Source organism: Enterococcus sp. DIV1328a, from assembly GCF_050536905.1.
Lineage (GTDB): Bacteria > Bacillota > Bacilli > Lactobacillales > Enterococcaceae > Enterococcus > Enterococcus faecalis.
Genome location: NZ_CP172912.1, coordinates 910,000 through 935,999 on the forward strand (window position 1 = coordinate 910,000; position 26,000 = coordinate 935,999).

The 26,000-nt window shown below is 38.3% G+C and carries 26 protein-coding genes and 1 other RNA gene; 19 read left to right on the plus strand and 8 right to left on the minus strand.

Annotation, left to right across the window (positions count from 1 at the left end; all coding sequences use genetic code 11):
- The first annotated feature begins 12 nt into the window (after window positions 1-12).
- The gene (locus IGL93_RS04445) at window positions 13-1,182 is read left to right on the plus strand and encodes an N-acetyldiaminopimelate deacetylase (protein ID WP_024041721.1); all 1,170 of its coding nucleotides are present in this window, start codon (window positions 13-15) and stop codon (window positions 1,180-1,182) included.
- A 44-nt stretch (window positions 1,183-1,226) separates the two neighbouring features.
- On the opposite strand, the gene IGL93_RS04450 is transcribed toward IGL93_RS04445, so the two are convergent.
- Complete coding sequence (locus tag IGL93_RS04450) at window positions 1,227-2,147, minus strand: mechanosensitive ion channel family protein (RefSeq protein ID WP_002382128.1); 921 nt, start codon at window positions 2,145-2,147, stop codon at window positions 1,227-1,229.
- A 169-nt stretch (window positions 2,148-2,316) separates the two neighbouring features.
- Between IGL93_RS04450 and IGL93_RS04455 the strand changes: the two genes are divergently transcribed.
- Window positions 2,317-2,679: a hypothetical protein gene (locus IGL93_RS04455; RefSeq protein ID WP_002358008.1), complete on the plus strand. Its 363-nt coding sequence runs from the start codon at window positions 2,317-2,319 to the stop codon at window positions 2,677-2,679.
- A 28-nt stretch (window positions 2,680-2,707) separates the two neighbouring features.
- On the plus strand, window positions 2,708-3,580 hold the full coding sequence (locus IGL93_RS04460; RefSeq protein ID WP_002382129.1) for an aldo/keto reductase: 873 nt from the start codon (window positions 2,708-2,710) through the stop codon (window positions 3,578-3,580).
- 50 nt (window positions 3,581-3,630) lie between these two features.
- On the opposite strand, the gene IGL93_RS04465 is transcribed toward IGL93_RS04460, so the two are convergent.
- Both IGL93_RS04465 and gloA read right to left on the minus strand, forming a co-directional pair.
- The gene (locus IGL93_RS04465) at window positions 3,631-4,353 is read right to left on the minus strand and encodes a gamma-glutamyl-gamma-aminobutyrate hydrolase family protein (RefSeq protein WP_002358005.1); all 723 of its coding nucleotides are present in this window, start codon (window positions 4,351-4,353) and stop codon (window positions 3,631-3,633) included.
- Between the two features lie 142 nt (window positions 4,354-4,495).
- Window positions 4,496-4,870, minus strand: a complete 375-nt coding sequence (gloA, locus tag IGL93_RS04470; RefSeq protein ID WP_002358003.1) for a lactoylglutathione lyase — start codon at window positions 4,868-4,870, stop codon at window positions 4,496-4,498.
- Window positions 4,871-5,018: 148 nt separating this feature from the next.
- On the opposite strand from gloA, the gene IGL93_RS04475 reads away from it, so the two are divergent.
- Window positions 5,019-5,465, plus strand: coding sequence for an NUDIX hydrolase (locus tag IGL93_RS04475; protein WP_002384709.1), 447 nt, complete (start codon window positions 5,019-5,021; stop codon window positions 5,463-5,465).
- Window positions 5,466-5,528: 63 nt separating this feature from the next.
- Here the strand turns inward: IGL93_RS04475 and yidA are convergent, their stop codons facing one another.
- From yidA to IGL93_RS04490, 3 genes are read right to left on the minus strand one after another with little or no spacing between them, the layout of a single operon-like run.
- Complete coding sequence (yidA, locus tag IGL93_RS04480; RefSeq protein WP_010775735.1) at window positions 5,529-6,341, minus strand: sugar-phosphatase; 813 nt, start codon at window positions 6,339-6,341, stop codon at window positions 5,529-5,531.
- 18 nt (window positions 6,342-6,359) lie between these two features.
- Window positions 6,360-7,730, minus strand: a complete 1,371-nt coding sequence (locus IGL93_RS04485; RefSeq protein WP_002357999.1) for a dNTPase — start codon at window positions 7,728-7,730, stop codon at window positions 6,360-6,362.
- Window positions 7,727-8,542, minus strand: coding sequence for a lipoate--protein ligase family protein (locus IGL93_RS04490; RefSeq protein WP_016617193.1), 816 nt, complete (start codon window positions 8,540-8,542; stop codon window positions 7,727-7,729). Before IGL93_RS04490 ends, IGL93_RS04485 begins: the two co-directional genes overlap by 4 nt.
- 331 nt (window positions 8,543-8,873) lie before the next feature.
- Here IGL93_RS04490 and IGL93_RS04495 point away from each other — a divergent pair, with 331 nt between their 5' ends.
- From IGL93_RS04495 to IGL93_RS04505, 3 genes are all read left to right on the plus strand, one after another.
- Window positions 8,874-9,311, plus strand: coding sequence for a DUF1934 domain-containing protein (locus IGL93_RS04495; RefSeq protein ID WP_002382132.1), 438 nt, complete (start codon window positions 8,874-8,876; stop codon window positions 9,309-9,311).
- Window positions 9,312-9,387: 76 nt separating this feature from the next.
- Window positions 9,388-10,005: a DNA-directed RNA polymerase subunit delta gene (rpoE, locus tag IGL93_RS04500; RefSeq protein ID WP_002357996.1), complete on the plus strand. Its 618-nt coding sequence runs from the start codon at window positions 9,388-9,390 to the stop codon at window positions 10,003-10,005.
- A gap of 307 nt (window positions 10,006-10,312) precedes the next feature.
- Entirely contained in the window at window positions 10,313-11,923 is a 1,611-nt protein-coding gene (locus IGL93_RS04505) for a CTP synthase (protein ID WP_002357995.1), read from the plus strand.
- 83 nt (window positions 11,924-12,006) lie between these two features.
- On the opposite strand, the gene IGL93_RS04510 is transcribed toward IGL93_RS04505, so the two are convergent.
- Entirely contained in the window at window positions 12,007-14,343 is a 2,337-nt protein-coding gene (locus IGL93_RS04510; RefSeq protein ID WP_010775737.1) for a PBP1A family penicillin-binding protein, read from the minus strand.
- 41 nt (window positions 14,344-14,384) lie between these two features.
- On the minus strand, window positions 14,385-15,002 hold the full coding sequence (recU, locus tag IGL93_RS04515; RefSeq protein WP_002388848.1) for a Holliday junction resolvase RecU: 618 nt from the start codon (window positions 15,000-15,002) through the stop codon (window positions 14,385-14,387).
- Between the two features lie 62 nt (window positions 15,003-15,064).
- Here recU and IGL93_RS04520 point away from each other — a divergent pair, with 62 nt between their 5' ends.
- From IGL93_RS04520 to celB, 12 genes are all read left to right on the plus strand, one after another.
- Window positions 15,065-15,607, plus strand: a complete 543-nt coding sequence (locus tag IGL93_RS04520) for a DUF1273 domain-containing protein (protein ID WP_002360568.1) — start codon at window positions 15,065-15,067, stop codon at window positions 15,605-15,607.
- 93 nt (window positions 15,608-15,700) lie between these two features.
- Window positions 15,701-16,111 (plus strand): cell division regulator GpsB, encoded by a 411-nt coding sequence (gene gpsB, locus IGL93_RS04525; RefSeq protein WP_010775738.1) that lies wholly within the window; start codon window positions 15,701-15,703, stop codon window positions 16,109-16,111.
- A 107-nt stretch (window positions 16,112-16,218) separates the two neighbouring features.
- Window positions 16,219-16,587, plus strand: an RNA gene (rnpB, locus tag IGL93_RS04530) — RNase P RNA component class B.
- Between the two features lie 237 nt (window positions 16,588-16,824).
- Window positions 16,825-17,988, plus strand: coding sequence for a THUMP domain-containing class I SAM-dependent RNA methyltransferase (locus tag IGL93_RS04535; RefSeq protein ID WP_002357989.1), 1,164 nt, complete (start codon window positions 16,825-16,827; stop codon window positions 17,986-17,988).
- 18 nt (window positions 17,989-18,006) lie between these two features.
- On the plus strand, window positions 18,007-19,503 hold the full coding sequence (locus tag IGL93_RS04540; RefSeq protein WP_010713516.1) for a carboxypeptidase M32: 1,497 nt from the start codon (window positions 18,007-18,009) through the stop codon (window positions 19,501-19,503).
- 32 nt (window positions 19,504-19,535) lie between these two features.
- A complete protein-coding gene (locus tag IGL93_RS04545) occupies window positions 19,536-20,252 on the plus strand; it encodes a DnaD domain protein (RefSeq protein WP_002361632.1) in 717 nt (238 codons plus the stop codon).
- A 14-nt stretch (window positions 20,253-20,266) separates the two neighbouring features.
- Window positions 20,267-20,914 carry an endonuclease III gene (gene nth / locus IGL93_RS04550; protein WP_002357985.1) on the plus strand — a complete coding sequence of 216 codons (648 nt, stop codon included), beginning with the start codon at window positions 20,267-20,269 and terminating at the stop codon, window positions 20,912-20,914.
- A 171-nt stretch (window positions 20,915-21,085) separates the two neighbouring features.
- On the plus strand, window positions 21,086-21,850 hold the full coding sequence (locus IGL93_RS04555; protein WP_002357984.1) for a GntR family transcriptional regulator, LSA1692 subfamily: 765 nt from the start codon (window positions 21,086-21,088) through the stop codon (window positions 21,848-21,850).
- Complete coding sequence (locus IGL93_RS04560) at window positions 21,847-23,145, plus strand: Sapep family Mn(2+)-dependent dipeptidase (RefSeq protein ID WP_010775740.1); 1,299 nt, start codon at window positions 21,847-21,849, stop codon at window positions 23,143-23,145. Before IGL93_RS04555 ends, IGL93_RS04560 begins: the two co-directional genes overlap by 4 nt.
- A 169-nt stretch (window positions 23,146-23,314) precedes the next feature.
- A complete protein-coding gene (locus tag IGL93_RS04565) occupies window positions 23,315-24,268 on the plus strand; it encodes a N(4)-(beta-N-acetylglucosaminyl)-L-asparaginase (protein WP_002361636.1) in 954 nt (317 codons plus the stop codon).
- A gap of 19 nt (window positions 24,269-24,287) precedes the next feature.
- A complete protein-coding gene (locus IGL93_RS04570; RefSeq protein WP_002357981.1) occupies window positions 24,288-24,617 on the plus strand; it encodes a PTS sugar transporter subunit IIB in 330 nt (109 codons plus the stop codon).
- 18 nt (window positions 24,618-24,635) lie between these two features.
- Entirely contained in the window at window positions 24,636-25,991 is a 1,356-nt protein-coding gene (gene celB / locus IGL93_RS04575; protein WP_002384702.1) for a PTS cellobiose transporter subunit IIC, read from the plus strand.
- The last annotated feature ends 9 nt before the right edge of the window (window positions 25,992-26,000 follow it).

The following is a 26,000-nucleotide window of genomic DNA, read 5'->3' on the forward strand; positions in this document are numbered from 1 at the left end:
AGAAACTTCTTCATGGCGGCTTTCGATTACCCAAAAAATGAAGGAGTGGCTTTTGTGGAGCAAGAAGAATTAATTGCGATTAGACGGCAACTACATCAAATACCTGAAATCGGTTTAGAAGAAAAGGAAACACAAGCCTTTTTACTTAATGAAATTGATAAAATGAAGCAACCTTATCTGCAAGTTCGAACATGGCAAACGGGGATTTTAGTCTTCATAGAAGGCAAAAATCCTCAGAAAACCATCGGCTGGCGTGCTGATATTGATGGTTTGCCTATTCAAGAGGAAGTGGTTTCTGCTTTTCAATCAAAACGACCAGGGTTTATGCATGCCTGTGGGCACGATTTTCACATGACAATCGGTTTAGGGGTTTTGAAAGAATTAAGTCAACAGCAACCAGACAATAACTTTTTATTTTTATTTCAACCTGCTGAAGAAAATGAAGCAGGGGGGATGTTGATGTATGAAGACCATGCGTTTGGTGAGTGGTTACCTGATGAATTTTATGCGCTTCATGTTAATCCTGATTTGCCAGTCGGAACTATTAGTACCAGAGTAGGGACATTGTTTGCTGCCACTTGTGAAGTGAACATTACCTTAAAAGGAAAAGGTGGACATGCGGCTTTTCCGCATCAAGCAAATGATATGGTCTTGGCGGCCACAAATTTAATTCAGCAAGCGCAAACGATCGTTAGTCGAAATGTTGATCCTGTGGTCGGGGCAGTCGTTACTTTTGGGACTTTTCATGCAGGGACTGCCTGCAATGTGATTGCCGAAGAAGCAACTTTATCTGGTACAATTCGCACATTGACAGCAGAAACGAATGAACAAACGCAGCGAAGAATTCGCGAAATTAGTGAAGGTATTGCGCAATCTTTTCAATGTGAAGTAACTGTTCATCTTGATCAAAAAGGGTATTTACCTGTAGTGAATGAGCCAGCATGTACCACGAATTTTATTGAATACATGAGCAAACAAGCAACAGTTCAATTTCAACAAGCACCGGTTGCAATGACAGGTGAAGATTTTGGCTATCTATTGTCTAAAGTCCCAGGCACGATGTTTTGGTTAGGCGTGGCAAGTCCTTATAGCCTTCATTCTGCCAAGTTTGAACCGAACGAAGAGTCGTTATTGTTTGGAGTGGAGGCAGTTAGTGGGTTTTTAAAATCATTGGACAATTAGAAAAACAGCCACCAGATAACTAATAAATATCTGGTGGCTGTTTTTTATTTTGCAATAATGGGCGTATTGGGAATCGTAAAACCGGCCTCTGTTAATGCTTTGATATATTGAGCTAGAAATTCTTCTTTGACCGCAAATTGTTTGCCGTTTAGTACATACATGGTCGTTCGCACCGCAAAGTTGCCATTGCCTAAATCAACCATACCAAAAATATCTGGCCCAGTTTGAATACTTTCGATATACTTTTCTTTTAACGTTTCATTGACTTCTGTAATCACTTCACAAATTTTTTCATAACCTTCTTCAGGATTGATGCGGACATCAATTAACACTTGCATATTGGCACGAGACAGGTTACTGATTGTGGTGATGTTTCGGTTTGGAATAAAATGAACAGTTCCATCAACCGCTTTAATTTGAGTGGTTCGTAATCCGACAGAAGTAACTGTTCCTTCAATATTTAACGCCAATAAGCGAATATAATCGCCTACATCCATTTGTTGTTCTAAAATAATGAAAAATCCGGTAATTAAGTCATTCATGAATCCTTGAGCCCCTAAACCAATGGCAACACCGGCAATTCCCGCTCCGGCTAATAATGAGCCAACAGGCACACCGACAATGGTCAAAAGAGAATAGATGAAGAAAAAGAACAGCGTATATTGAAATGCATTAATAATTAAAGTGTGTAACGTTTTTAAACGGCTTTCACTAAAATGTTGCTTTTTACTATAATTTGCATAGGTGCGATCAATTAAATATTTCCCGATTCGCTGAATAATAAAAAATAGAAAAATTAAAAATAAAATTGATAAACTTTTTTCAATTAAGGTAGCGACAATGGCATCCCAATTAATATTGTTCCAAAAGCGTTGTAGCGCGCTCACTTTTTTTACGGTCGCTTCTGCTAAATCAGGAGCAGAAGAATCGACTGTTTCAGTACTGGCTAAACCAAGTATCAACATAAAAATCCAACTTTCTCTAAAATTTCTTCTTTTAGTATACTAAATCTCTCGGCGAAAGGGGAAGAAAATAGAAAGTTTTTTTAAAGACTTAACATGTTTTTTTAGGAATGTTATAATTTTGTAAATAAATAATATATTTTATAATTTTGTTAAAGGTTGTGAGTGCTGCGTGAAAGTTTCAATTGAATGGGCAAAAAATGATTTACTTTCTAAATTACCTGTAACAATTTTTATTGATGAACGATGTGCCACTCGCTTGACGGCTGACAAGCGACGAACATTCATCTTCCATAATCCAGTCGCTTTACGATTAGGAAGTCGTTTTTTTAGTAGTCAGATAATCGAAATTGCGGAATCATGTACATTGAAAGTTTCCTTTAATTGGTCCTGTGTTTATCTCTTTTGTATCTGGTTACTTGCAGTTAAACTGTGGATTGGAAGCGTTAGCGGTCGAACAATTGTAGTTGTGGCATTAATCGGAGTGCTGACTTATTGGCGTCGTTATTTATTAAAAATAAAGAAAATGACCTGACAAGTCGTGATTGTTTCGTGAAAGAAGAATGCGTAGTATACTAAAAGTAATGAAAATGAAGGGACTGAAGAAACACATGACTTTGGATAAAACAAAAAAATTAGCAAACGGCAATGAAATGCCACGCCTAGGTTTAGGCGTTTGGCGTGTAGAAGATGGCTCAGAAGCAACAAATTCAGTAAAATGGGCTTTAGAAGCGGGTTATCGCTTGATTGATACGGCAGCCGTTTATAAAAACGAAGCAGGGGTGGGCGAAGGCATTCGTCAATCGGGTATTCCCCGCGAAGAAATTTTCGTGACGACGAAATTATGGAATGAAGATCAAGGCTATGAAAATGCGATTAAAGCATTTGATAAAAGCTTAGAAAAATTAGGGTTAGACTATGTTGATTTATATTTAATTCACTGGCCTGTTGCTGGTAAATATAAAGAATCATGGAAAGCATTAGAAGAAATTTACGCAAGTGGTCGTGCCAAAGCAATTGGCGTTTCCAATTTTCATCAACATCATTTGGAAGATTTATTAACAGAAGCAAATGTTGTGCCAATGGTGGATCAAATTGAATTACATCCTACGTTAACACAAGAACCGCTACGAAAATATTTAGCCGAAAATAAGATTGCCGTGGAGGCTTGGTCTCCTCTAGGACAAGGTAATTTATTATCTGAACCAGTACTAGTGAAAATTGGTGAAAAATATGGTAAATCAGCGGCCCAAGTGATTATTCGTTGGCACTTACAAAATGATATTATCGTGATTCCCAAATCTGTTCACGAAAAAAGAATTCAGGAAAATTTTGCTGTCTTTGATTTTGAATTAACGCCAGAAGAAATAACCGCAATTAATCAGTTAAATAAGGATCATCGTTTTGGTGCAGATCCAGATAATTTTGATTTTTAAGTATGATAGCAAGTAAAAACGGAGGGGCGAAAGACGTCCCTCCGTTTTTGCTATAATTTTTGAACAAAGTAGTTAAAGAGTGCTTGGGATTTGGCATCACGTGCGTACATTAGTTCAGGATGCCATTGAACAGCTAATAAAGGCTGCTGTTCATTTGTTGATTCCACTGCTTCTGCAAGGCCATCAGAGGACCAAGCAGTAACGCGTAAATCTTTTCCTAAAGTATGTAGTGCTTGGTGATGGTACGAGTTGACTTGACCAGTTGTACCATATATGTTTGATAATTGACTGTCTGGTTCAACATCAATACGATGCGTCGCAAAGATTGGTTGAGTGGGTTGTTGTCCGTGCTTAACTGACCATTGAGGATACATCGATAAATCTTGATATAATGTGCCACCTAAAGCAACATTGACTAATTGCATTCCACGGCAAACCGCAAAAATAGGTTTGTTTTGTTTTAAGGCTTCTTCAATTAGGGCTAACTCAAACTCGTCACGATCACGATTCGTTTCTTCTAATTTTATATGGGGTTCTTGTCCGTAAAATTCAGGGGCAACATCTTGACCGCCTGCTAAAAGTAGTTTATCAATTTGTTGTATATACGTAGCGGCTAATTCTTTGGGGCCAATTGGCAAAACGAGAGGAACGCCACCTGCGGCTTGAACAGCGCTAACAAAACCTTGTGGGGTGTAAGTCACTTGGTTACCGTGAAACACTTCAGCTGCCTGCAAAAGTTGATTGCCAGCGATTCCAATAATTTTTTTTGTCATAATAACATCACATCCTCAATAAATTCATACGTTCTATTGTAGCACTTTTTTTGAAAAAAGTGTTTGAGAAGAAGTCGAGACAAGTTTTGTCTCGGACAGCTCTCAAACACAAAAAACTCAGTAAGTGAACAAGTGAAACTTTTTAACGTTCACGAATGACTTCGATTTTATAACCATCTGGGTCGACAACAAAGTAATAAGATGGTGCAGTTCCAGGTAAGCCTTTTAAGTCAGTAACAGTTAAGCCAGCCGCTTGATGTTTTTCGTGTAATCCTTCTAAATCATCTGTACTGATGGCGATATGACCATAACCGTTTCCTAAATCGTATGCTTCATGATCATAATTATAAGTTAGTTCTAGTTCGTAGTCGTCTCCTGGTAAAGTTAGATAAACCAAAGTAAATTTATTTTCTGGAAAATCACGACGGCGACTTTCTTCAAAATTGAAGGCTTTTTGATAGAAATCTAATGATGCCTCTAAATCTTTTACACGCACACATGTATGAGCCATTTTCATAGTTAAAAACTCCCTCTCAAACTTAATTATATTTCCAACGTTAATAGTAGCATAGATAAACGTGAAATGTAGAGAAAAACGCTTGGTTTCTGACTTGTTCTAAAGGAATTTCTCAGGTAAAATAGATGAAAAGAGAAGAGGTGCGCCAATGAAAACGCCAACGTTTGGAAAAAGAGAAGAGACATTGACCTATCAAACAAGATATGCTGCATACATTATTGTTTCAAAGCCAGAAAATAACACAATGGTTCTGGTACAAGCGCCAAATGGAGCTTATTTTTTACCAGGAGGCGAAATTGAAGGCACCGAAACGAAAGAAGAAGCGATCCATCGAGAAGTGCTAGAAGAATTGGGAATTAGTGTAGAAATTGGCTGTTATTTAGGGGAAGCTGATGAATATTTTTATTCGAACCATCGCCAAACTGCCTATTATAATCCTGGCTATTTTTATGTAGCGAATACTTGGCGGCAACTTAGCGAACCCTTAGAAAGGACCAATACTTTACACTGGGTTGCACCAGAAGAAGCAGTCCGTTTATTAAAAAGAGGAAGCCACCGCTGGGCCGTTGAAAAATGGCTAGCGGCATCATCATAAAATAACGAATAACCCTCAATCTATGTTGATTAGATTGAGGGTTATTGTTATTGAAAAGAATGTTTAAATTAAAACCATTTTTTCAATAATTTGAGCGACACCATCTTCGTCATTACTAGTGGTATGCACATCGGCAATTGTTTTAACATTTTCTGTCGCATTGCCCATCGCAACACCAATCCCAGCGTAATCAATCATGGATAAGTCATTTTCATTGTCACCAATGGCCATCACTTCGTCTTTATTTAAGCCTAAATGGTCTGCCAATTTTGCTAGAGCATTGCCTTTGCTAGCATTTTTATTCATGATTTCATAGTAAAAAGGTGTACTTTTAACAGTCGTATATTTTTCGGTAAAATGTAATGGTAATTTTGCAATGGCAGGATCTAAAACTTCCGGCTCATCAATCATCATCATTTTAATAATGTTCATCTCTGGTGTCATTTCATCCGCCGTACGATATTTCAAAGGCATGTTCACTAAAGATGCTTCGTGAATCGTATATTTACCAATATTGCGATTGGCAGTGTAAATAGCGGAATCATCAATTGTATGCAAGTGAGCGCCGACTTTACGAGAATACATTTCAATTTCTAAAAAATCCTCATAACTCAAGGTATAGCGTGAAATAATCGTATTATCTTTGGTTGCTTGGACAAGCGAACCGTTGTAGGTAATCACGAAATCATTTTCACCATATAAGGCTAATTCATCCAATTGTTCTTTCACGCCTGGCAAAGGACGGCCTGTACATAAAACAATACGAACGCCTTGCTCATTTGCTTTTTGGAGCGCTTCTTTGACCCGTGGGGTAATCTTGTGTTGTGAATTTAGCAATGTTCCGTCGATATCAATAGCAACTAACTTAATTGACATAGAATCCTCCTAGAAAACCTATTTTTTTAAAACTAACGCACCATTATGAATGTAACTTGAAAACTCACGATACGTCTCATCAAATAAATCGTAATGTTTTTTATTTCCTTGGTCAAGCATTTCTTTAGGGAAATAGAAACGTTCATCTCCTTGACTCTGACCAGCAAGTGCTGCAACTAGGGGACTGACCGTTGCCAATTCCACTAATGAGCCATCTTTTTGCATCAATTCAATTTGTGTACGATGACGGTCTTTATTTGGACGATAAAAATCGTAAGGTAAATCATAGCTTGAATTAATGGCAGTATAATATTTAGGGTTGAAACCAACTTTTTCAATCAATTCCCTTAAATAAGCAATCGTTGCTGCGCTCTCTTTTTCGTTCGTAAAGGTGGCTGACTTCAGAGGCTTACGCATAAGGAAACGTTTGGCTAAATCACCTAGAATTGAATCAGGCACATCCATCCATTGTGTAAAGTACGTAGAGAGGACGCCATCATCCAATTTTAAATATTCTTGTAAGGTGAAGTCCCCTTTAAAGAATGGTACAAGCAGAGAGGCTTGTAAATCATAGTCAAATTCAGGGTTTTCAAATAATTCTTTCGCCCGATGCAATAAATGATCAAGAATCACTTCCATCCCACGAGAAACAGGATGGAAATAGACTTGGACATACATTTGGTAACGACTAACGATATAGTCTTCCACCGCATGCATCCCATTCATAGCAAAGGCAATGCCTCCTTTGTAGGGTCGAATCACACGTAAAATTCTAGTTAAATCGAAGGTTCCGTATTCAGTCCCTGTAAAGTATGCATCACGTAACAGATAGTCCATGCGATCGGCATCAATTTGACTAGAAATCATTTGCACCACTTGAGGATTTGGGTATTGTTTAGTAATAACGCTGGCGACTTTTTCAGGAAAATCTGCCGAAACACGATTTAAAATTTGATAGACTTCCGTTTCTGGTGAGGTGATGATTTGGACCGTGATTGCTTCATGGTTTGTATCAAAAATATGCTCGAATGTATGTGAATAAGGACCATGACCGACATCATGTAATAAAGCTGCGCAAAGTGTAATCAGGCGCTCGTCGTCATTCCAGCCGTTTTCACCTAATCGTTCCACAGAGTAGTTACGTTGGAAAATTTCACAAATCCGACGTGTAATTTCGTAAACACCCAAAGAATGGGAAAAACGACTATGTTCGGCACCGTGAAACGTAAAAGAAGAAGTACCTAGTTGCTTAATGCGACGTAATCGTTGCACTTCAGCAGAATTAATAAGGTCTAAAATCACTTGATGTTGGACATGAATATAATTATGGACGGGATCACGGAAAACTTTTTCGATTGGTAATCGTTGCTCTTTATACGGAATCGTCATACGATCTCTCCTTTAATTAAGGCGTTTCGTTGCGCCATTTTTTCCAGCTGGACAGTTAAATTTGTTTGGAACCATTCCGAGGTTATAATTGGTTCGGTTAAGTTTGGATCAATAGATTTTTCAAATTGTTGAGGTAATGCTTCGATTAAACGGGTTTTTACGGCGTCTATTGTTAATGGAGTCTCAATCAGGGTTTCTAAATTTGCCATCACTGCTGGATCAACGGGTGGATAGCCGTTTTCACCAAATTGTTCTTGTAACCCAGCAAGGTAAAAGTCTCGAACCACTTCTCCACGAGCAAGTTGATTGCCGTTAACGCTGATGTAAATCATGACAGAAATACCGTCTTTGACGCGTCGTTGGGCAATCCCAGCAAACTTTTGACCGCCAATACTTAAATCATAAGTACCGGGACAATAGGATGTAGTAATTTCAAAGGCATCAATCTCTTTCTCCGGAAAACTCTGACGGAGCCAAGCCCACATTAATTCATAAGCCGCATCGATACTTAATTTGTGTTCAGAATTATTTGGTAAAATAAGTGAAACATTTAAAATACCCGAATCGGCAATCACCCCTAAACCGCCGGCATTGCGAACGACTACAGAATAATCGTTTTCTTGCAGAGAAGCGATTCCTTCTTTTAGATGAGGTACACGGGTATCTTTCATGCCAAGAATCATAGCTTGATCCAATTGCCAGAAATGAATGATTGGTTGGTGCTGCATTCCTGAAAAAGTGGTTAAAACATCGGTCAAGGCAAAAGGTAAAAAATAGTCACTGTTTGTTAAACAACCTGAATCAAGGAGCATAAATGATTCAGTGTGAAGGGGAAAAGTTGTGCTCATAAAAAACGTCCTGTCTATTTATAATTACGTCATTTAATACGTTTATTTTCTTACTCTCTCTTATATTATATACAAAAAACGCAAAAAAGCATGTTATATAAACGAATTCTGAAGGAATTCTCTAAAATAGTAAACGGTTTTCTTATTAAATAGATGAAACAAATGCTTGCAACCCGTGAAAAGAGCTTATACAATAAGAAAAGGTACATAAACAAGGAAAAATTGACTTTAGTTGACAAATATATTGAAAAAGTCAACAATAAGAAAGTTATATTTTGGAAAAGGAGTGACCATTATGGATTTATCAACAGGCGTTCCTGTATCGATTCAACTAAAAACGATTGTCCAACAAGGCAACGAACAAAAAGATTTTTTCTTTGACCTAGAAGGTCAATTAGTAAAAATGGGTGATACATTATACATTCGTTACAAAGAAGAATTATTAGAGGATACAGAACCAACCCCCGTAACCATTAAAATTGAACCAGACGGGCATGTTCAGCTGATTCGTGCCGGCGAATTACGGATGCGTTTAAGATTTGGCTATCAGGAAAAATTAGATACAAGTTATCGAACCCCTTATGGCTTGCTACAGATTAGTACGTTTACACATAATTTGCGTGTTAGTTTAAAAGATCAACCAATGTCTGGTAAGATTTTAGTTGATTATGATTTATACTCTCAAACAGAGCGAATCGGAGAATATCATTTAGAATTAGAATTTACTGCATAAATATTGCAGAATAGAATTGATTTTTTTTCAATGTTTTTGTATGATAAGGAGTAGACTGTGAAAGGACGTGTACCTCTTGGAAATTAATGTATTTGAAGGGTTAAACAAAAAAGAATTATCCATGATTGAAGTAGCACACGCTATTTTAGAACAACATGCAGATGTAATGGATTTTTCTGATTTAGTTAACCAAATCCAAAATTATCTTGGCAAGTCTGATAGTGAAATTCGTGACCAATTAGCACAATTTTATACAGATTTAAACATCGACGGTAGCTTTATCTCATTGGGAGACAATCGTTGGGGCTTACGTTCATGGTATCCAATCGATTCAATCGATGAAGAAGTTACACATGGCTTGGAAGAAGACGAAGAAGATGCACCACGTCGTAGAAAACGTAAAAAAGTAAATGCCTTCATCACTAATCCAAACGATGAAGATGTAATTGACTATAACGATGACGATCCAGAAGATGCTGAATTAACAAATGATGATGAAGAAGACATCTTGTACGATGATGAAGAAGATGAAGATGAAGAAATCAAAGCATACAACTCTGACTTACAAGAGATTGGTGCAGATTCAGACGATGATGAAGAAGACATTCCGCAAATCGAAGAAGATTTAACAATCATTGATGACGATGATGTTGAAGATGAAGACGATTTTGATGACGAATATTCTGAAGAGTAAGAAACCAAAAAGCTTGATTCCTAAGAAGGAGTCAAGCTTTTTAGTTGAATGCCCAAGAAAAATGAGAAAATAGAAAAAATTATTTTCTTGAATAGAAGTACTTGACCTGATGTCCGTTTGCTTGTATTATACTACTTGGGCACCTTTAAGAAGGTCAGAAGTTTGAACGAACTTACAAGCTCCCTATTCGTAATGGATAGGGAGCTTTTCTATTTTTGTTTCTTTTTTATTTGGAGAAACGTAAGAGTCTCAAAGTTGTTTTACTTCTCTCTACAAAATATTATCAAAGAAAGGGTTTTTAACTATTATGACAAAATACATCTTTGTTACAGGTGGCGTGGTTTCTTCTATCGGAAAAGGGATTGTCGCAGCATCTTTAGGACGATTATTAAAAAATCGTGGATTAAAAGTAACGATTCAAAAATTCGATCCATATATTAATGTGGATCCGGGGACAATGAGTCCTTACCAACATGGAGAGGTTTTTGTCACAGATGATGGTGCCGAAACAGATTTGGACTTAGGTCACTATGAACGTTTTATTGATATTAACTTAAATAAATACTCAAACGTAACCACTGGGAAAATTTATTCAGAAGTCTTACGTAAAGAACGTAAAGGGGAATACTTAGGTGCAACAGTGCAAGTTATTCCACACATTACCAATGAAATCAAAGAAAAAATCATGCGTGCAGCGAAAATGACGGATGCCGATGTGATTATCACAGAAGTAGGTGGTACTGTCGGCGACATCGAATCATTACCTTTCCTAGAAGCATTGCGTCAAATGAAAGCTGATATGGGTAGTGACAACGTAATGTACATCCATACAACCTTGATTCCTTACTTAAAAGCGGCTGGCGAAATGAAAACTAAACCAACACAACATAGTGTCAAAGAATTAAGAAGTTTAGGGATTCAACCAAATATTTTAGTGGTCCGTACGGAATTACCTGTTTCTCAAAACACTAAAAACAAATTAGCACAATTCTGTGATGTTAATCCGGAAGCGGTAATTGAATCTCGTGATGTTGAAACGTTATACTCCATTCCATTAGCACTTCAAGCACAAAACATGGATCAAATTGTTTGTGATCATTTAAAATTGGATGCACCGGCTGCAGACATGACTGAGTGGCGTGCATTAGAAGAAAAAGTTCTTAACTTGAAAAAGAAAACAAAAATTGCGCTGGTTGGTAAATATGTTGAATTACCAGATGCCTATATTTCTGTTGTAGAAGCATTAAAACATGCTGGGTTTGATTTTGATTCAGATATCGAAATTGATTGGGTTGATTCACAAGAATTAACTGCTGAAAATGTCGCTGAAAGAATTGGTTCAGCAGATGGTATTTTGGTTCCTGGTGGTTTTGGTGATCGTGGAATTGAAGGAAAAATTGAAGCGATTCGTTTTGCTCGCGAAAATGACGTACCATTCCTTGGTATTTGTTTAGGTATGCAAATGGCCTGTGTAGAATTTGGTCGTAACGTTGTGGGCTTAGAAGATGCTGGTTCTGCAGAAACTAATCCTGACGTGACAAATAACATTATTGATTTAATGGCAGATCAAGAAAATATCGAGAATTTAGGTGGCACACTACGTTTAGGTTTATATCCATGTAAATTGAAAAAAGGAACGAAAACTGCGGCAGCATACGGAAATGAAGATGTTGTCCAAGAACGTCACCGTCATCGTTATGAATTTAACAACAAATACCGTCAATTATTTGAAGAAAATGGCTTAGTTTTCTCTGGAGTTTCACCAGATAATCGTTTAGTTGAGATTGTTGAAATTCCTGAAAAACAATTCTTTGTGGCTTGTCAATTCCACCCAGAATTAATTTCTCGTCCAAATCGCCCACAACGCTTAATCAAAGGATTTGTTGGTGCAGCTTTGGCAAATAAAGAAAGTAAATAAGCAAAAATGGACGAAGTGATTCAGTTCACTTCGTCCATTTTTAATCTAAAAAAGTACGGGGCTCATCATGAGCCCCGTACTTTTTATGCTGCTTTATTTTCGTCTGGTTTAGAACTACTTTCAGGTGGTTGCGGTGGTTCTTGTGAACTAGAACTTGATGGTTCAGGTGGTTGTTCCGATGTTGCCGGTTGCTCTGCTGAGGAAGAGCTTGTCGGTTGTTCGGTTGATGGTGGCGCTTCAGAGGAAGAAGGCGCACTTTCTGAACTAGAACTTGATGAACTTTCCGCTTCTTTTGTGGAAGAGGATTCCACCGTACTGCTAGATTCCGGCTGTGGTGCTGAAGAGGTAGTACTTGGTAAAACTTGTACATTTGGTACCTCATAGGCATCTTTCACGTATAATTCATTACCTACCCGCACAACACTGTCTGGCTGCACCCAGTCATCGTTTGAAACATTTTGAGACAAGTAACTCATTATTTCACGATAAACATCCGAGGCAATCCCATAGTATTCTTGATAGATTGGTGTATTTCGATCATTGTATCCAGTCCAAACAGAAACGGCATAGTGTGTTGTATAACCAACAAAGGTACTATCCGGGGCAATTCCTTTTTCTGTTGTGCCCATTCGCGCTAAATCTTCATCAGTATAGTTAGAAGTCCCTGTTTTGGCCGCTTGGATTAAGCCTGGAATGGCGCCGTTAAATCCTGTTCCGCCGTTTAAAACATCTTTTAACATATCCGTCATCATATAGGCGGTAGAGTCTTTCATCGCACGTTTACCATCAGGTTGATAATCAACGCTAGTTCCATCATTGAAAACGACTTTGTTCACGTAATACGGTTTGTTGTAAACCCCGTTATTGGCGAAAGCCGCATAAGCTGCTGCTAATTTCAATGAGGAAATCCCGTATTTATCGCCATCTACATCGCTTGTGTTACTTGAAATGGCATTCGAGGCTTCTAAGTTTTTATAGTCAATTCCTAGCCCTTTAATGAAAGGCATGATGTTTTCTTTACCAACTTCATCAAACGTCTGGACCGCAGTCGTGTTACGAGAACCCATAATCGCACGGCGCATAGTAATGACGCCTTGGTATGTTAAATCAGAGTTGAAGACATCAATGTCGGTACCAGGATATTTCGTTGGTTTATCCACCATGAGGCGACCTGTCGAATAATTTAAATTCTCAATTGCGGGACCATAATCCATGATTGGTTTCACGGTTGAACCAACATCACGTTGGGTGTTAACAGCTAAATTGTTTCCTAATTGCACATCATCAGGAATGTGACGACCCCCAATTTGTGCTCGGACTTGTCCAGAGGCAACATCAATAACGGTTGAAGCCACTTGCATTTTATCATCTGGAAACGCAACGTATTGATCACTGTTGACAATATCGTAAAGTTGTTTTTGGGCATTCATATCTAAGTTTGTGTAGATATCTAGTCCGTCTGTGTAAACATTTTTACCAGTTTTTGCTTTCACTTCATTGATTACTTCTTTGACGTAATTATCTACGACTTTTCGATTGTCATCACTGGCTTTTAATGGCACTAAGCCTTCATCGATTGGGGTAGCTTTAGCTTTTTCGTACTCTGCTTTCGAGATTTTTTTATTGTCGTACATTGTGTAAAGTACAACATCCCGACGTTCTTTAGCAGTATCTGGTTTTGTATAGGGATCGTATGAGTTTGGCGCTTGTGGCATTCCTGCCAGTAGGGCCGTTTGTGGTAAATCAAGTTCAGATAAATGTTTACCATAATAATTTTCAGCCGCTGTTTCCATTCCATAAAAACCATTCGCCATGTAGACTTTGTTAATGTAGTAAGTTAAAATTTCTTCTTTTGATTTTTCACGTTCTAAACGAACAGCCATCCATGCTTCTTGTGCTTTCCGTTTCAAGGTTTGGTCAGATTCTTTTGTAGAGAAGTAGGACAATTTAATTAATTGTTGGGTTAAGGTACTTCCGCCTTGTAATCCACCATTTTTGACATTTGAAAGGGCAGAACCGATAATCCGAATCGGATCCACACCAATGTGTTTATAGAAACGACGGTCTTCGACAGAAACAATGGCATCTTTTAATAATTGAGGCACATCATTTGGTTGAATTAATTCACGCTTTTCTGCGCCTAAATCCTCAAAAATTTCATTATTAATATCGTAAAGCTTCGATGAAACTGTCGCATTCAGTTTGTCATCTTCTAATTTTGGGGCTTGTCGTGCATAGAACCAAAAAAGACCAACGCCTGCTAAAAAAGCGACCATCCCAGCGATAAGTAAGCCAAGAAAGATTTTTAAAACAAGCCGTTTTTTCTTTTTCGGCGGTTGTGTTTTTTTCTTGTAACTTGACTTCGATGAGGTGTTGGATGCATGTCTAGCAGCTCGCGAGCCTGAATTTGCGGTTGGCATAAATAGCAACTCCTTTGTTATACTTTCAAAACTTTATGAATCTAGTGTGTCTGAATATATTGTTCCACTGCGTCGAGATAAGGGATTCGCGGTGCGATTCCAAAAGATAATTCAATTCCTTCTTTCTCGATGAGTGCAAGCGGCATAGATTTTTTTCCAGTAACTGCTTGGTTTTTCCAATGCGTTATTAGATTTTCACCACTAAAAAAGAAGCAGCGTTTTAAGCTTGAAAACCATAATAGCACAAAACAAATCCCTTGTTGTGCTATACATTGTTCCATATGATCAATTTGATGTTGATGAAAATTTTTAAAGGGAAAGGACGTGGTATTTTTCGTTTCTTTCGCTTCAAAATCTATGTAACGGCCTTGATATACACCGTTATAATCAGTCGTTGAAGCTTGTCTAAAGTAGGCCTCCTTAATAACAGCCGCACTTCGTTTGGGATAATCTACTTTAACAATTTGAACAGGAGTGGGTTTCTTATGAACGACTGCTTGCTTATTCAATAGATAATATTGATTGCTTTGATTGATCGCTTCTTCGAAATCCATCCCACGATTACCAAATTCAACGGGGCGTTTCTTTTTTACTTGTTTTTTTGGTGATTGTGCTTCATGATGATTATAAGGTATTCCGTTAGGATAATGGAACGTCACGTTTATCACACTCCTAGCCTGTATTATACCAAAAAAAAGACCTGAAAGAAAAGGGATGACTTATGGAAATGATAAAAACCCTCTATGTCACCGGTTATCGCAGCTTTGAATTGGGGATATTTCAAGGAAAAGACCCGAAAATCACAGTTATTAAAAATGTCTTAAAAAAAGAGTTAGCCAGTTATATTGAAGCGGGAGTAGAATGGATTTTGATTTCTGGCAATTTAGGTGTTGAACTTTGGACAGCTGAAGTAGTTGGGGAATTAAAAACGGAATATCCAGAAGTCCAGCTAGGTTTGCTTTATCCATTTAAAGACTTTGGCAATAATTGGAATGAACAAAATCGAGAACTGTTAACGAAAGCGGAAAGTTTGGCTGATTATATCAACTCAGTAAGTCACCAGCCCTATCAATCGCCAGCACAATTAAAAATGCATACAAAATTTCTTTTGGAACATTCTGGGGGTAGCTTACTTATTTATGACAAAGAGTACCCTGGCAAAACGGAGTATTTTTTAAAGGATGCACAACATTTTTCGGAACGAGAACCCTATGATATTCGCTTAATTACAATGGATGATTTACAAAACTCGGTGATTGATTAGAGAATCTGTTTGATTTTCTAGCTATTTTTCGTTACAATAGTATTTGTGGAACTATGAAATTTTCTATCGTAAATAAACAAATGAGGTGTAAACATGGCAAATTTAGTATATAGTCCTAAAGACATTTTACAAAAAGAATTTAAAACGAAAATGATGAACGGGTATGACCCAATTGAAGTAGACGAATTTTTAGACAATGTTATTAAAGACTACGAAGCTTATAATAAAGAATTATTAAGCTTGCAAGAAGAAAACAGCCGCTTAATGGCAAAATTAGACCAATTATCAAAAAACCAACCAACGCCTCGTGTTGCTCAAGAAGTACCAAAAAGTGCAGCAGTGACCAACTTTGATATTTTAAAACGTTTATCAAACTTAGAGCGTGAAGTTTTTGGTAAAAAGTTAGATGAAACACCTTCAACACCTGTAACGCCTTCCGCACCGTCAATGACTGCAGAACCAGCGAACCATGATGTTGATAATGCACAAACACGTCAATTTTAACAAGACAATTTAAGTCAAGTTTTCACGAGGAACAGAAAGCATTTGTTAGAATAGCGGACACTTGTTTTAGTGTATAAATTTTTGCTGTTCGTTTAAACAGATTTGTAATTTTCGGGTGATCGCGGTTTGCTTTTGCAAGCTGAGGAAAGTCCATGCTCGCACAAGCTGAGATGCTTGTAGTGTTCGTGCTTAGCGAAATCATAAGCTAAGGTACTCTTTTAGAGTAACGGCAGGAAAAATGACTAAGGTTTCGACTATGTCAAAGTATCCTTGAAAGTGCCACAGTGACGAAGCGATGTGGGAAACTCCATCGGTGGAACGCGGTAAACCCCTCGAGCGAGCAACCCAAACAATGGTAGGGGCGCTCTTCTAAAGGAAATGAACGAGTAGAAGAGGCAGAGTTTACTCTGCAGATAGATGATGACCGTCACCAATTTTTCCTGAAGAATTGGTGATACAGAACATGGCTTATAGAAAATTACAAGTAATTCAGGAAGACCTTCCAACGTAGTTGTGAAGGCTTTTTTTACGAAAAGAATAAAAAAATGTTAAAATAAAGAAACTGAGATAAAAGTAGTAAGCTATCTGTTCTAAAGAGGCCGGGACAGGCCCGTTTAGTTCAGAGAAAGCGGACAATTACAAAAAACAAGCGGAGCAGTAGTCGGCAGGACTGTTAGCTCCAGACAATAAAAAAGAGTCAAGAAGGAGTTTTTATGACGAAAGAAAAAACATTCAAACTTGTTGCAACGGCTGCTAGTGGCTTAGAAGCATTAGTTGGAAAAGAATTGCGTGATTTAGGGATTCCCTGTGAAGTAGAAAATGGTCGGGCCGTCTTTGAAGGCACAGTTGAAACAATTGCTACTGCCAATTTATGGCTACGAACAGCAGATCGGATTAAAATCGTCGTTGGCGAATTTAACGCCTATAGTTTTGATGAATTATTTGAAAAAGTTAAAGCACTTCCTTGGGAAGATTATTTGCCTTTAGATGCAGAATTTCCGGTTGCAGGTAAATCAATTAAGTCAAAGTTGTATAGTGTTCCTGATTGCCAAGCCATCACCAAAAAAGCCATTGTTAACCGTTTAAGAGAAGTTTACCATCGTCCAGCGACGGTGCCCTTAACCGAAACAGGAGCTTTGTTTAAATTAGAAGTGGCTCTGCTAAAAGATAAAGTGACGTTGACGTTGGACACGACTGGGCCAAGTTTATTTAAACGGGGCTATCGCATTGAAAAGGGGGGCGCACCTCTTAAGGAAAACATGGCAGCTGCTTTAGTGATGTTGACCAATTGGCGCAAAGATCGTCCTTTTTATGATCCAGTTTGTGGTTCTGGAACGATTTGTATTGAAGCAGCATTAATTGGCCATAACATTGCCCCTGGCTTTAATCGTAGTTTTACTTGTGAAACATGGGATTGGGTTGATCCAGCAATTTTTGAAAAAGTACGTAACGAAGCCGAGGCAAAGGCAGACTACGATGTTGAATTAGATATCTGTGGTTCAGATGTTGATGGGCGAATGATTGAAGTCGCACGAGCGAATGCTGAGGAAGTTGGTTTAGGTGATTCAATTACCTTTAAACAATTGGCATTAAAAGATTTTACAACCGAGAAGGAATATGGTGTAATGGTAGCTAACCCGCCTTATGGTGAGCGATTAGGAGAAGAGGAAAGTGTTCGTCGTTTGTATAAAGAAATGGGCCATGTTTTCCGTCCGTTAACTACTTGGAGCAAGTATATACTGACGAGTGATCTTGCTTTTGAAGAATATTATGGTGCCAAAGCTACTAAAAAACGGAAGCTTTACAACGGAGCCTTACGAACAGATTTATTCCAATACTGGGGAACACGTCCACCAAGAAAACCACGGGAAGACTAAGAAAGCTGGTGTAAAAAAATGAAGGAAGCTGTATTTTTACAAGAAGTGAAAGAAATTCAATTACTAAAAAATGCCTTGACATTATTAGACTGGGATTCATCAACTGGGATGCCAGAAAAAAGTAGTCCTTTTCGAGGAGAAGTAGAAGGGTATTTAACCGGATTATATTTTGAACGAAGTATTGGCCCAGTTATTCAAGAAGCATTGGCCTATTTTGAGACACGCCCTGAAGAATTATCTGAATTAGGGAAACTGGTTTTTGAAAAAGTAAAAGAAGAATATGCTTTGAATAAAAATGTTCCAGCTGAACGTATGCAAGAATATGTTAAAGTATTAAACCAAGCACATACAGATTGGCTAAAAGCACGCGCTGCACAAGATTTCGGCTTGTTAGAAGAAACCTTAACGAAGGTCGTTGCGTTCCAAAAAGAGTTCATTCCTTATTGGCAAAAAGAAGAAAAAACACCGTACGATGTGTTATTAAATCAATTTGAACCGGGGATGACGGTTGAGAAGCTAGACCAAGTATTCGACCAAGTAAAACAAGGGATTCAAGAAATTCGGACCGTTTTAGCGGAAAAAGGTACGCCGCCTAGAACTGACTTTTTATCTAGAAAAATGACCAAAGAACAACAACGCCGTTTTGTGATTGGTGTGGTTGAGCAATTAGGCTATGATTTTTCAAAAGGACGATTAGATGATACAGTTCATCCATTTATGACAGCTCTAAATCGAAATGATGCGCGGATTACTACGCGCTGGGAAGAAAATAATTTCTCAATGGCAACATTTGGTGTGATTCATGAAGCGGGTCATGGGATGTACGAACAAAACTTTGATCCTAAATTTGACTTTACGCCACTAAGCGAAGGTGCCTCTATGGGGATTCACGAATCACAATCGCTCTTTAATGAAATTATCATTGGTAGCAACCGGGCTTTTTGGCAAAAACAATACCCGTTTTTCCAAGAATGCGTAGAAGGTACTTTTGATGATATTGCTTTTGAAGATTTCTATGCTTCTTTAAAAGAAACGAAAGCAAGTTTGATTCGGATTGATTCCGATAGTCTCACCTATCCTTTGCATATCATTATTCGTTATGAAATTGAAAAAATGTTATTTAATGGTTCTTTGGAAGTCGCTGATTTGCCAAAAGTGTGGAACGAAAAATACCAAGAGTACTTAGGCGTATCACCTGAAAATGACTTAGAAGGTGTCCTTCAAGATGTTCATTGGTCTGGAGGTAGCTTTGGTTATTTCCCATCTTATGCCTTGGGTTATATGTACGCCGCACAACTATTTCACGCAATGAAACAAGAATTATCTGTTGATGAAATTTTAGCTTCGGAGGATTATTCTGATATCCGTAAATGGTTAACACAACATATTCATCAGTACGGCGCTTCACGTAAACCAAATCAATTAATTTATGATGCAACGGGAGAAGAATTGAATCCTAGTTATTTAATTGATTATATGAAAGCTATTTATTTTGATGTTTATCAAGTGCAATAAGTGAAACAAGCAAGGGGAAGTGGACAACAACAATGTTATCAATTCGTGAATATTTAGAAGCTGGTGAAACAACAATCTCAAACTTACTATTTGATCATTACCAAAAAATTGGTTTGAAAGATGATGAATTTCTCTTTTTACTGCAACTTTTTCGTTCGCAAAATGCAGGCGATTTATTTCCAGACTTAATGGCGATTGCAGAGACGATGGGCAAAACGCCAGATACGATTTATAAGTTGTTAAATCAATTGGTTTCTCGCGGATTTATTCGAATTGAAACACAACAAAACCAAAAAGGTCAAATGATGGATACGTATGATTTACTGCCTGTTTTTCAAAAGATTCAATTATTTTTACAAACGAGCAAAGAAAAACAAGTTGTCGCAAACCACGAAGATGAAATTAAACAGCTTTACCAAGGCTTTGAAAAAGAATTCGGACGTCCACTTTCACCCATTGAATTAGAAATGATTGGTCAGTGGTTGAACACGGACCATTATTCCCCTGAATTAATCCGGTTAGCGTTGCGAGAAGCTGTTTTAAATCAGGCGTATAGTTTGAAATATATTGATCGTATTTTACTTGCGTGGGAGCGTAAAAATATTACCACCAAAGAACAAGTGGCTGCTGATCAGAAAAAACGAAAAGATTCTATGATTCAAAATGAGATTGAACAACAAGGTCAGACACAAGAAGCGTTACCAAAAGTTACATTACACAATTGGTTAAATCCAGAAGACAGTGAATAAAAAGGAGGTGGGCCATGCTATCAAAAGAGAAAACGATGGAAGCTATTGAAATTATGTATGAGATGTTTCCAAATGCAGAATGTGAATTAAAACATAAGAATCCTTTTGAATTATTAATTGCTGTGATTTTAAGTGCGCAAGCAACCGATGTATCGGTAAATAAAGCGACTCCTGGTTTATTCGCAGCTTTTCCAACACCAGAAGCTTTAGCAGCTGCGCCGGTGGAGGAGATTATTGCTAAAATAAAAACCATTGGCTTATATCGCAATAAAGCAAAAAATATTAAAGCGTGCGCACAACAACTTTTAGAACGTTTCAATGGAGAAGTTCCGCAAACCAGAGATGAACTGGTCAGTTTACCTGGCGTGGGGAGAAAAACAGCCAATGTAGTAATGGGAGATGCTTTCGGCGAACCGGCTTTTGCAGTAGATACACATGTGGAACGAGTGTCCAAGCGCCTTAGAATTTGTAAGCTAAATGCGAATGTTACTGAAGTTGAGCAAACCTTAATGCGTAAAGTTCCGAAAGAACTCTGGGTGAAAACGCACCATACCATGATTTTCTTTGGGCGTTATCACTGCCTAGCAAGAGCGCCTAAATGTGAAGCCTGTCCGCTACTCTATATGTGTCAAGAAGGCAAAGAACGGATGAAAGGGAAATAACATATTTTTCCTAAGGAAGCGAGCCACAAGTCCAACCGACTTGTGGCTCGCTTTCTTTTTTGATTTTTAAGAAACGCAACAAATGATTGCGGTTTCTTAAAAATTGATTTAGTATAGACAGTGTGGTATATACTAGGAAATTTATTTTTTTGAAGAAAGATAGGCGATGAAATGACAGAAAATGCACCCAAATTTAAGCAAATTTCTGCAGAAATTGAAAAGAAAATTCGAGACGGTCTGTATGTAAGTGCACAAAAATTACCTTCAGAATATGATTTAGCTAAAGAATATAACTGCAGTCGCTTGACCATCCGTAAAGCGATTGATGATTTGATCCGCAAAAATATTTTGGTAAAACGACATGGTAAAGGTAGTTATGTGATGTCGCAAGCGAAAATTCAAAGTGGTCGCGCTGGCTTACAAGGTTTTACTGAGGCAGCCAAAGCTTACGGGAAAAAAAGCCAGACAGAAGTCATTTCCTTTGAAGAAGTAGTACATCCCGCTGAGAAAATTCGGGAGGCGCTCCAAGTGGGCAAAAATGAGGCAATTTATGAACTGATTCGCCGCCGAATGTTAGACGGCGAGCCAATGACAGTTGAAAAAATTTATTTGCCACAGGCATACGTACAAGGCCATACGAAGCAAGACTTCGAGGGCTCTCTTTTCTGCTTAATCGAGAAGAACGTCGAGATTGCTTATTCGCATCAAGAAATTGAAGCAATCTTAGTTGAAGCGGAAATTTCAGAATTATTGAATGTTCCTGTGGGCCAGCCACTTTTACAAGTCCACTCTATCACCTATGCGCTTGATGCAACCCCCATTTTATATGATGTCTCTTTATATCGAGCAGATCGGTACACATTTAAAAACACACTGACCCGTTATAGCCCGTCTGAAAACAACCAAGTGGAGCTAGGAGGTTCTTGGAACGAATGAAGATTAAAGAAGAAATAGCCGCTCAAAAAGATTTATTTTATGAAGACTTAAACAAAATTATGGAGATTCGAAGTGTGAAAGGGTCGCCTAAAAAAGAGGCCCCTTTTGGCGAAGGACCGAAAAGAGCCTTGGAAGAAACGCTGAAACTGGCAGAGCGTTATGGCTTTCAAACTGAGATTGTCAATGACGTAGTTGGCTATGCGCAATGGGGAACAGCGGAAGAATATCTGGGAATTATTGGTCATTTAGATGTAGTACCAGAAGGTTCTGGCTGGTCAGTGCCGCCCTTTCAATTAACGAAAAAAAATCAACGTTTGTATGGTAGAGGAATTCTAGATAATAAAGGTCCTATCTTGGCTTGCCTGTATGGAATGAAATTACTGAAAGAACTTGGTTACCAACCAAAGAAAACCATTCGCTTAATGTTTGGCACGGATGAAGAAAGTGGGAGTGGAGATATCCCCTTATATTTAGAGAAGGAAAACGCACCTATTTTTGGATTTACTCCAGATTGTAAATATCCAGTAGTTTATGGGGAGCGAGGGATTGTTAATTATGAAATCACAACGACCATCCCAGATGATTCAAGTGAACAAATTGGTCAGATTATGGGTGATCAAGCAAAAGACCACGTACCTGATCAATTAAGTGTGGTGATTGCAGGAAAAACAACAGCAATCACGGGAAAACGCGCCCCTTCCAATGCGCCAGAACTAGGCAAGAACGCGATTACTTTATTGGCACAGAAAATTAGCGAGGAACAGTTAGTCAAAGGAAATTTATTACAGTATTTCGACTGGTTAACCGCTAGTTTTCACGAAAAGCACTATGGCGAAGGAGTAGCTCTGGACTTTAAGGATCAGGATAGTGGGCAATTGATTTTAACGCCCTATGCGTTGGAAAAACGAGGACAGCAATTGGTGTTATCATTGGCCGTGCGTTATCCTGTTTCTATTACAGAAAACGAAGTAACCACGCAGCTAACGAAGGCACTATTTCCAGAAAGTGAAGTGACCGTCATCCGCCGCCTCCCTAGTACGCTGTTTCCAAAAGATGAGAGCAATGTTCAAAAACTAACCAAGGTTTATGAACAAATTACTGGCTTAGATGGGACGCCAGTCACAACTACAGGTGCTACGTATGCTCGCTTTATGCCGAATATCGTTGCTTTTGGTCCATCATTTCCTGGTCAAAAAGGCATTGCGCATAACCAAGATGAATATATGGATGAAAAAGATTTACTGCTTAATCTGGAAATCTATATGCAAGCGATGATTGCATTAACAGAAGCGTAAAACCAATAGAAGATACACGTATGAGAAGGAGCCAATGTGTTTCGTAGAGGTCGCATACGTGTATCTTCTATTTTTCTGTATAAAATTTCATTTTCAGTATATACAAAACAGTATATACTAGTTTATAATGATGGAGAAATGTAAGCGTTAACGAAAGGGCGGATGGAAAATGACTTGGGGTGCAATTGCGACATGGCGGATGGCACATGATGGGTTACTAAAAGCTACAGAAGAATTACAACAAGGAGGTGCTGCAGGCACGGCCGTGGAACAATTAATTAAAGAAGTAGAAGACTATCCTTTTTATAAGTCAGTGGGCTACGGCGGTTTACCTAATGAGGAAGGGATTTTAGAAATGGATGCTGCCTATATGGATGGAGACACATTTGCAATTGGTGCTGTGGCAGGAATTACAGATGTTAAAAATCCGATTTCAGTGGCTAAAGCATTAAGTAAAGAGAAGTTTAATAGTTTTCGTGTTGGCGCAGGTGCAACGAAATATTCAATGTTGCACGGTTTTGAAAGAAAGAATATGTTGACAGAACGCGCTAATCAATGGTGGCAAAAGCGTTTAAAAGAAATTCAGGAAAATCAGTTGAACCCCTATGATGGGCATGATACTGTCGGCGCTATTACGTTAGACCAAACAGGATCAATGGCAGCTGGCACTTCCAGTTCGGGACTCTTCATGAAAAAAGCAGGACGTGTTGGTGATTCACCACTGTCAGGTTCTGGTTTTTATGTTGATAGCGAAATTGGTGGTGCTGCGGCTACAGGATTAGGTGAAGATTTAATGAAAGGCTGTCTTTCTTATGAAATCGTCCGTTTAATGGGGGAAGGGCGCTCGCCACAACAAGCATGTGATCAAGCCGTCTATGCTTTTCATGAAAAATTGACCCAACGTTATGGGAAAGCAGGAGCATTTTCACTAGTGGCCATGAACAAACAGGGAGACTGGGGCGTAGCTACGAATGTGGAATTTACTTTTACGGTTGGTACTGATATGCAGCAACCAGAAATCTATATTGCAAATCCAGGCAAGAATCATACCACAGAGATTCAGCCGATTTCACAAGAATGGTTAGCAGCCTATGAAAAAAGAATCAAAGCACCAATTGAATAAATGAGGAGAGTGAAGGAACATGAGTAAAAAACAAATTTATCTTTTTTGTGATGCAGGAATGTCTACAAGTATTATGGTGAATAAAATGATGGAAGTGGTGGAAAAACATCAAATGCCTTTAATGATTACTGCTTTTCCTATTGCAAGAGCACAGGAAGTGGTTGAAGCAGAGAAGCCTGTTGCTATTTTATTAGGACCACAAGTCCGTTTTTTATTAGAAAAAACAAAAGAACAATTTGCTCCTCAAGGGATTCCTGTCGCTGCAATTGCGCCAGAAATTTATGGCATGATGGATGGCGAAAAAGCATTGAAAGAAGCGCTGCGGTTAATTAAGCAAAATAAAAAATAATAGATAGGAGTGACGACCGTGCAAAAATTTTTGGATTGGTTAGAGCGCGTATTGACCCCTTTGGCAAAAGTGATAGGAGAAAATAAGTATTTAGTAGCGATTCGTGATGGCTTCCTTTTATCAACGCCCTTGTTGATTGTTGGTTCGGTCTTCTTATTAATTGCTAATTTTCCTTTGCCGCAATGGGATACTTGGATGTCTCATTTGCTTGGTAAAGACTGGGCGACAATGATGTCTGTTCCAGCTAGTGCTAGTTTTGATGTAATGACTATTCTGGCCGTTGTCGGTATTGCCTATAGTTTAGGGAAACAATTCAATGTGGATGCAATGCAAGCAGGAATTATCGCATTGGTTTCATTTTTTATTGTAACGCCTTATCAAACATTATTTACACCGGAAAATAGTTCAAAGGTTTATGAAGTTACTAGTTTACCTTTAAAATGGATGGGTTCCAGTGGCTTGTTTTTAGGAATGATTGTCGCATTAATTGCGACTCGTTTATTTGTGGCCATTGTTCGTAAAGGGTGGACAATAAAAATGCCAGAAGGAGTGCCACCAACAGTGGTTAAGTCTTTTGAGGCCCTGATTCCGAGTTTTTTAGTTGTTACTCTCATGTTTTTAGTCAATTGGCTGGCTGCTTTAACTCCTTATGGTAATTTACAAGATGTTATTTTTGAATTTCTACAAACGCCCTTATTGAGTCTTGGTAATACCTTAGGTGCGATGAGCATTGCTTATTTATTTTTACACTTCTTTTGGTTCTTTGGCATTAACGGAGGTAGCGTGGTTGGCGCAGTCTTTAATCCTGTTTTGCGGGCATTGTCTGTTGAAAATTTACAAGCATTTAAAGACGGTCATGAAATTCCCAACATCATCACTGGACAATTTCAAGATATGTTTGCAACATTTGGTGGCGCCGGTTCCACACTCTCATTAATCATTGTGATGGTCTTATTCTGTAAAAGTCAACGAATTAAAAAGCTTTCGCAACTTTCACTAATTCCTGGTGTTTTTGGGATTAACGAACCAATCATTTTTGGGTTACCAATTGTTTTAAATCCAATCCTTTTAATTCCATTTGTCTTAGTACCCGCAATTAATATTATTATTGCCTATTTTGCTATGGATTGGGGCTTAGTTCCATTGACGAACGGTATTCAATTGCCGTGGACGACCCCGCCAATTATCTCAGGATTTTTAGTCAGCGGTTGGCAAGGATCAATTCTGCAAGCTCTCTTATTGGTACTAGGAATGTTCATTTATTATCCTTTTATTCGAGTTATGGATGACCAATATTTACGTGAAGAATGGAAAGCACAAGAAGAAGAGAGTGAAGAAATTGATTTTGATTCCTTTGACTTCGATGATTTATAAAAAAGGAGG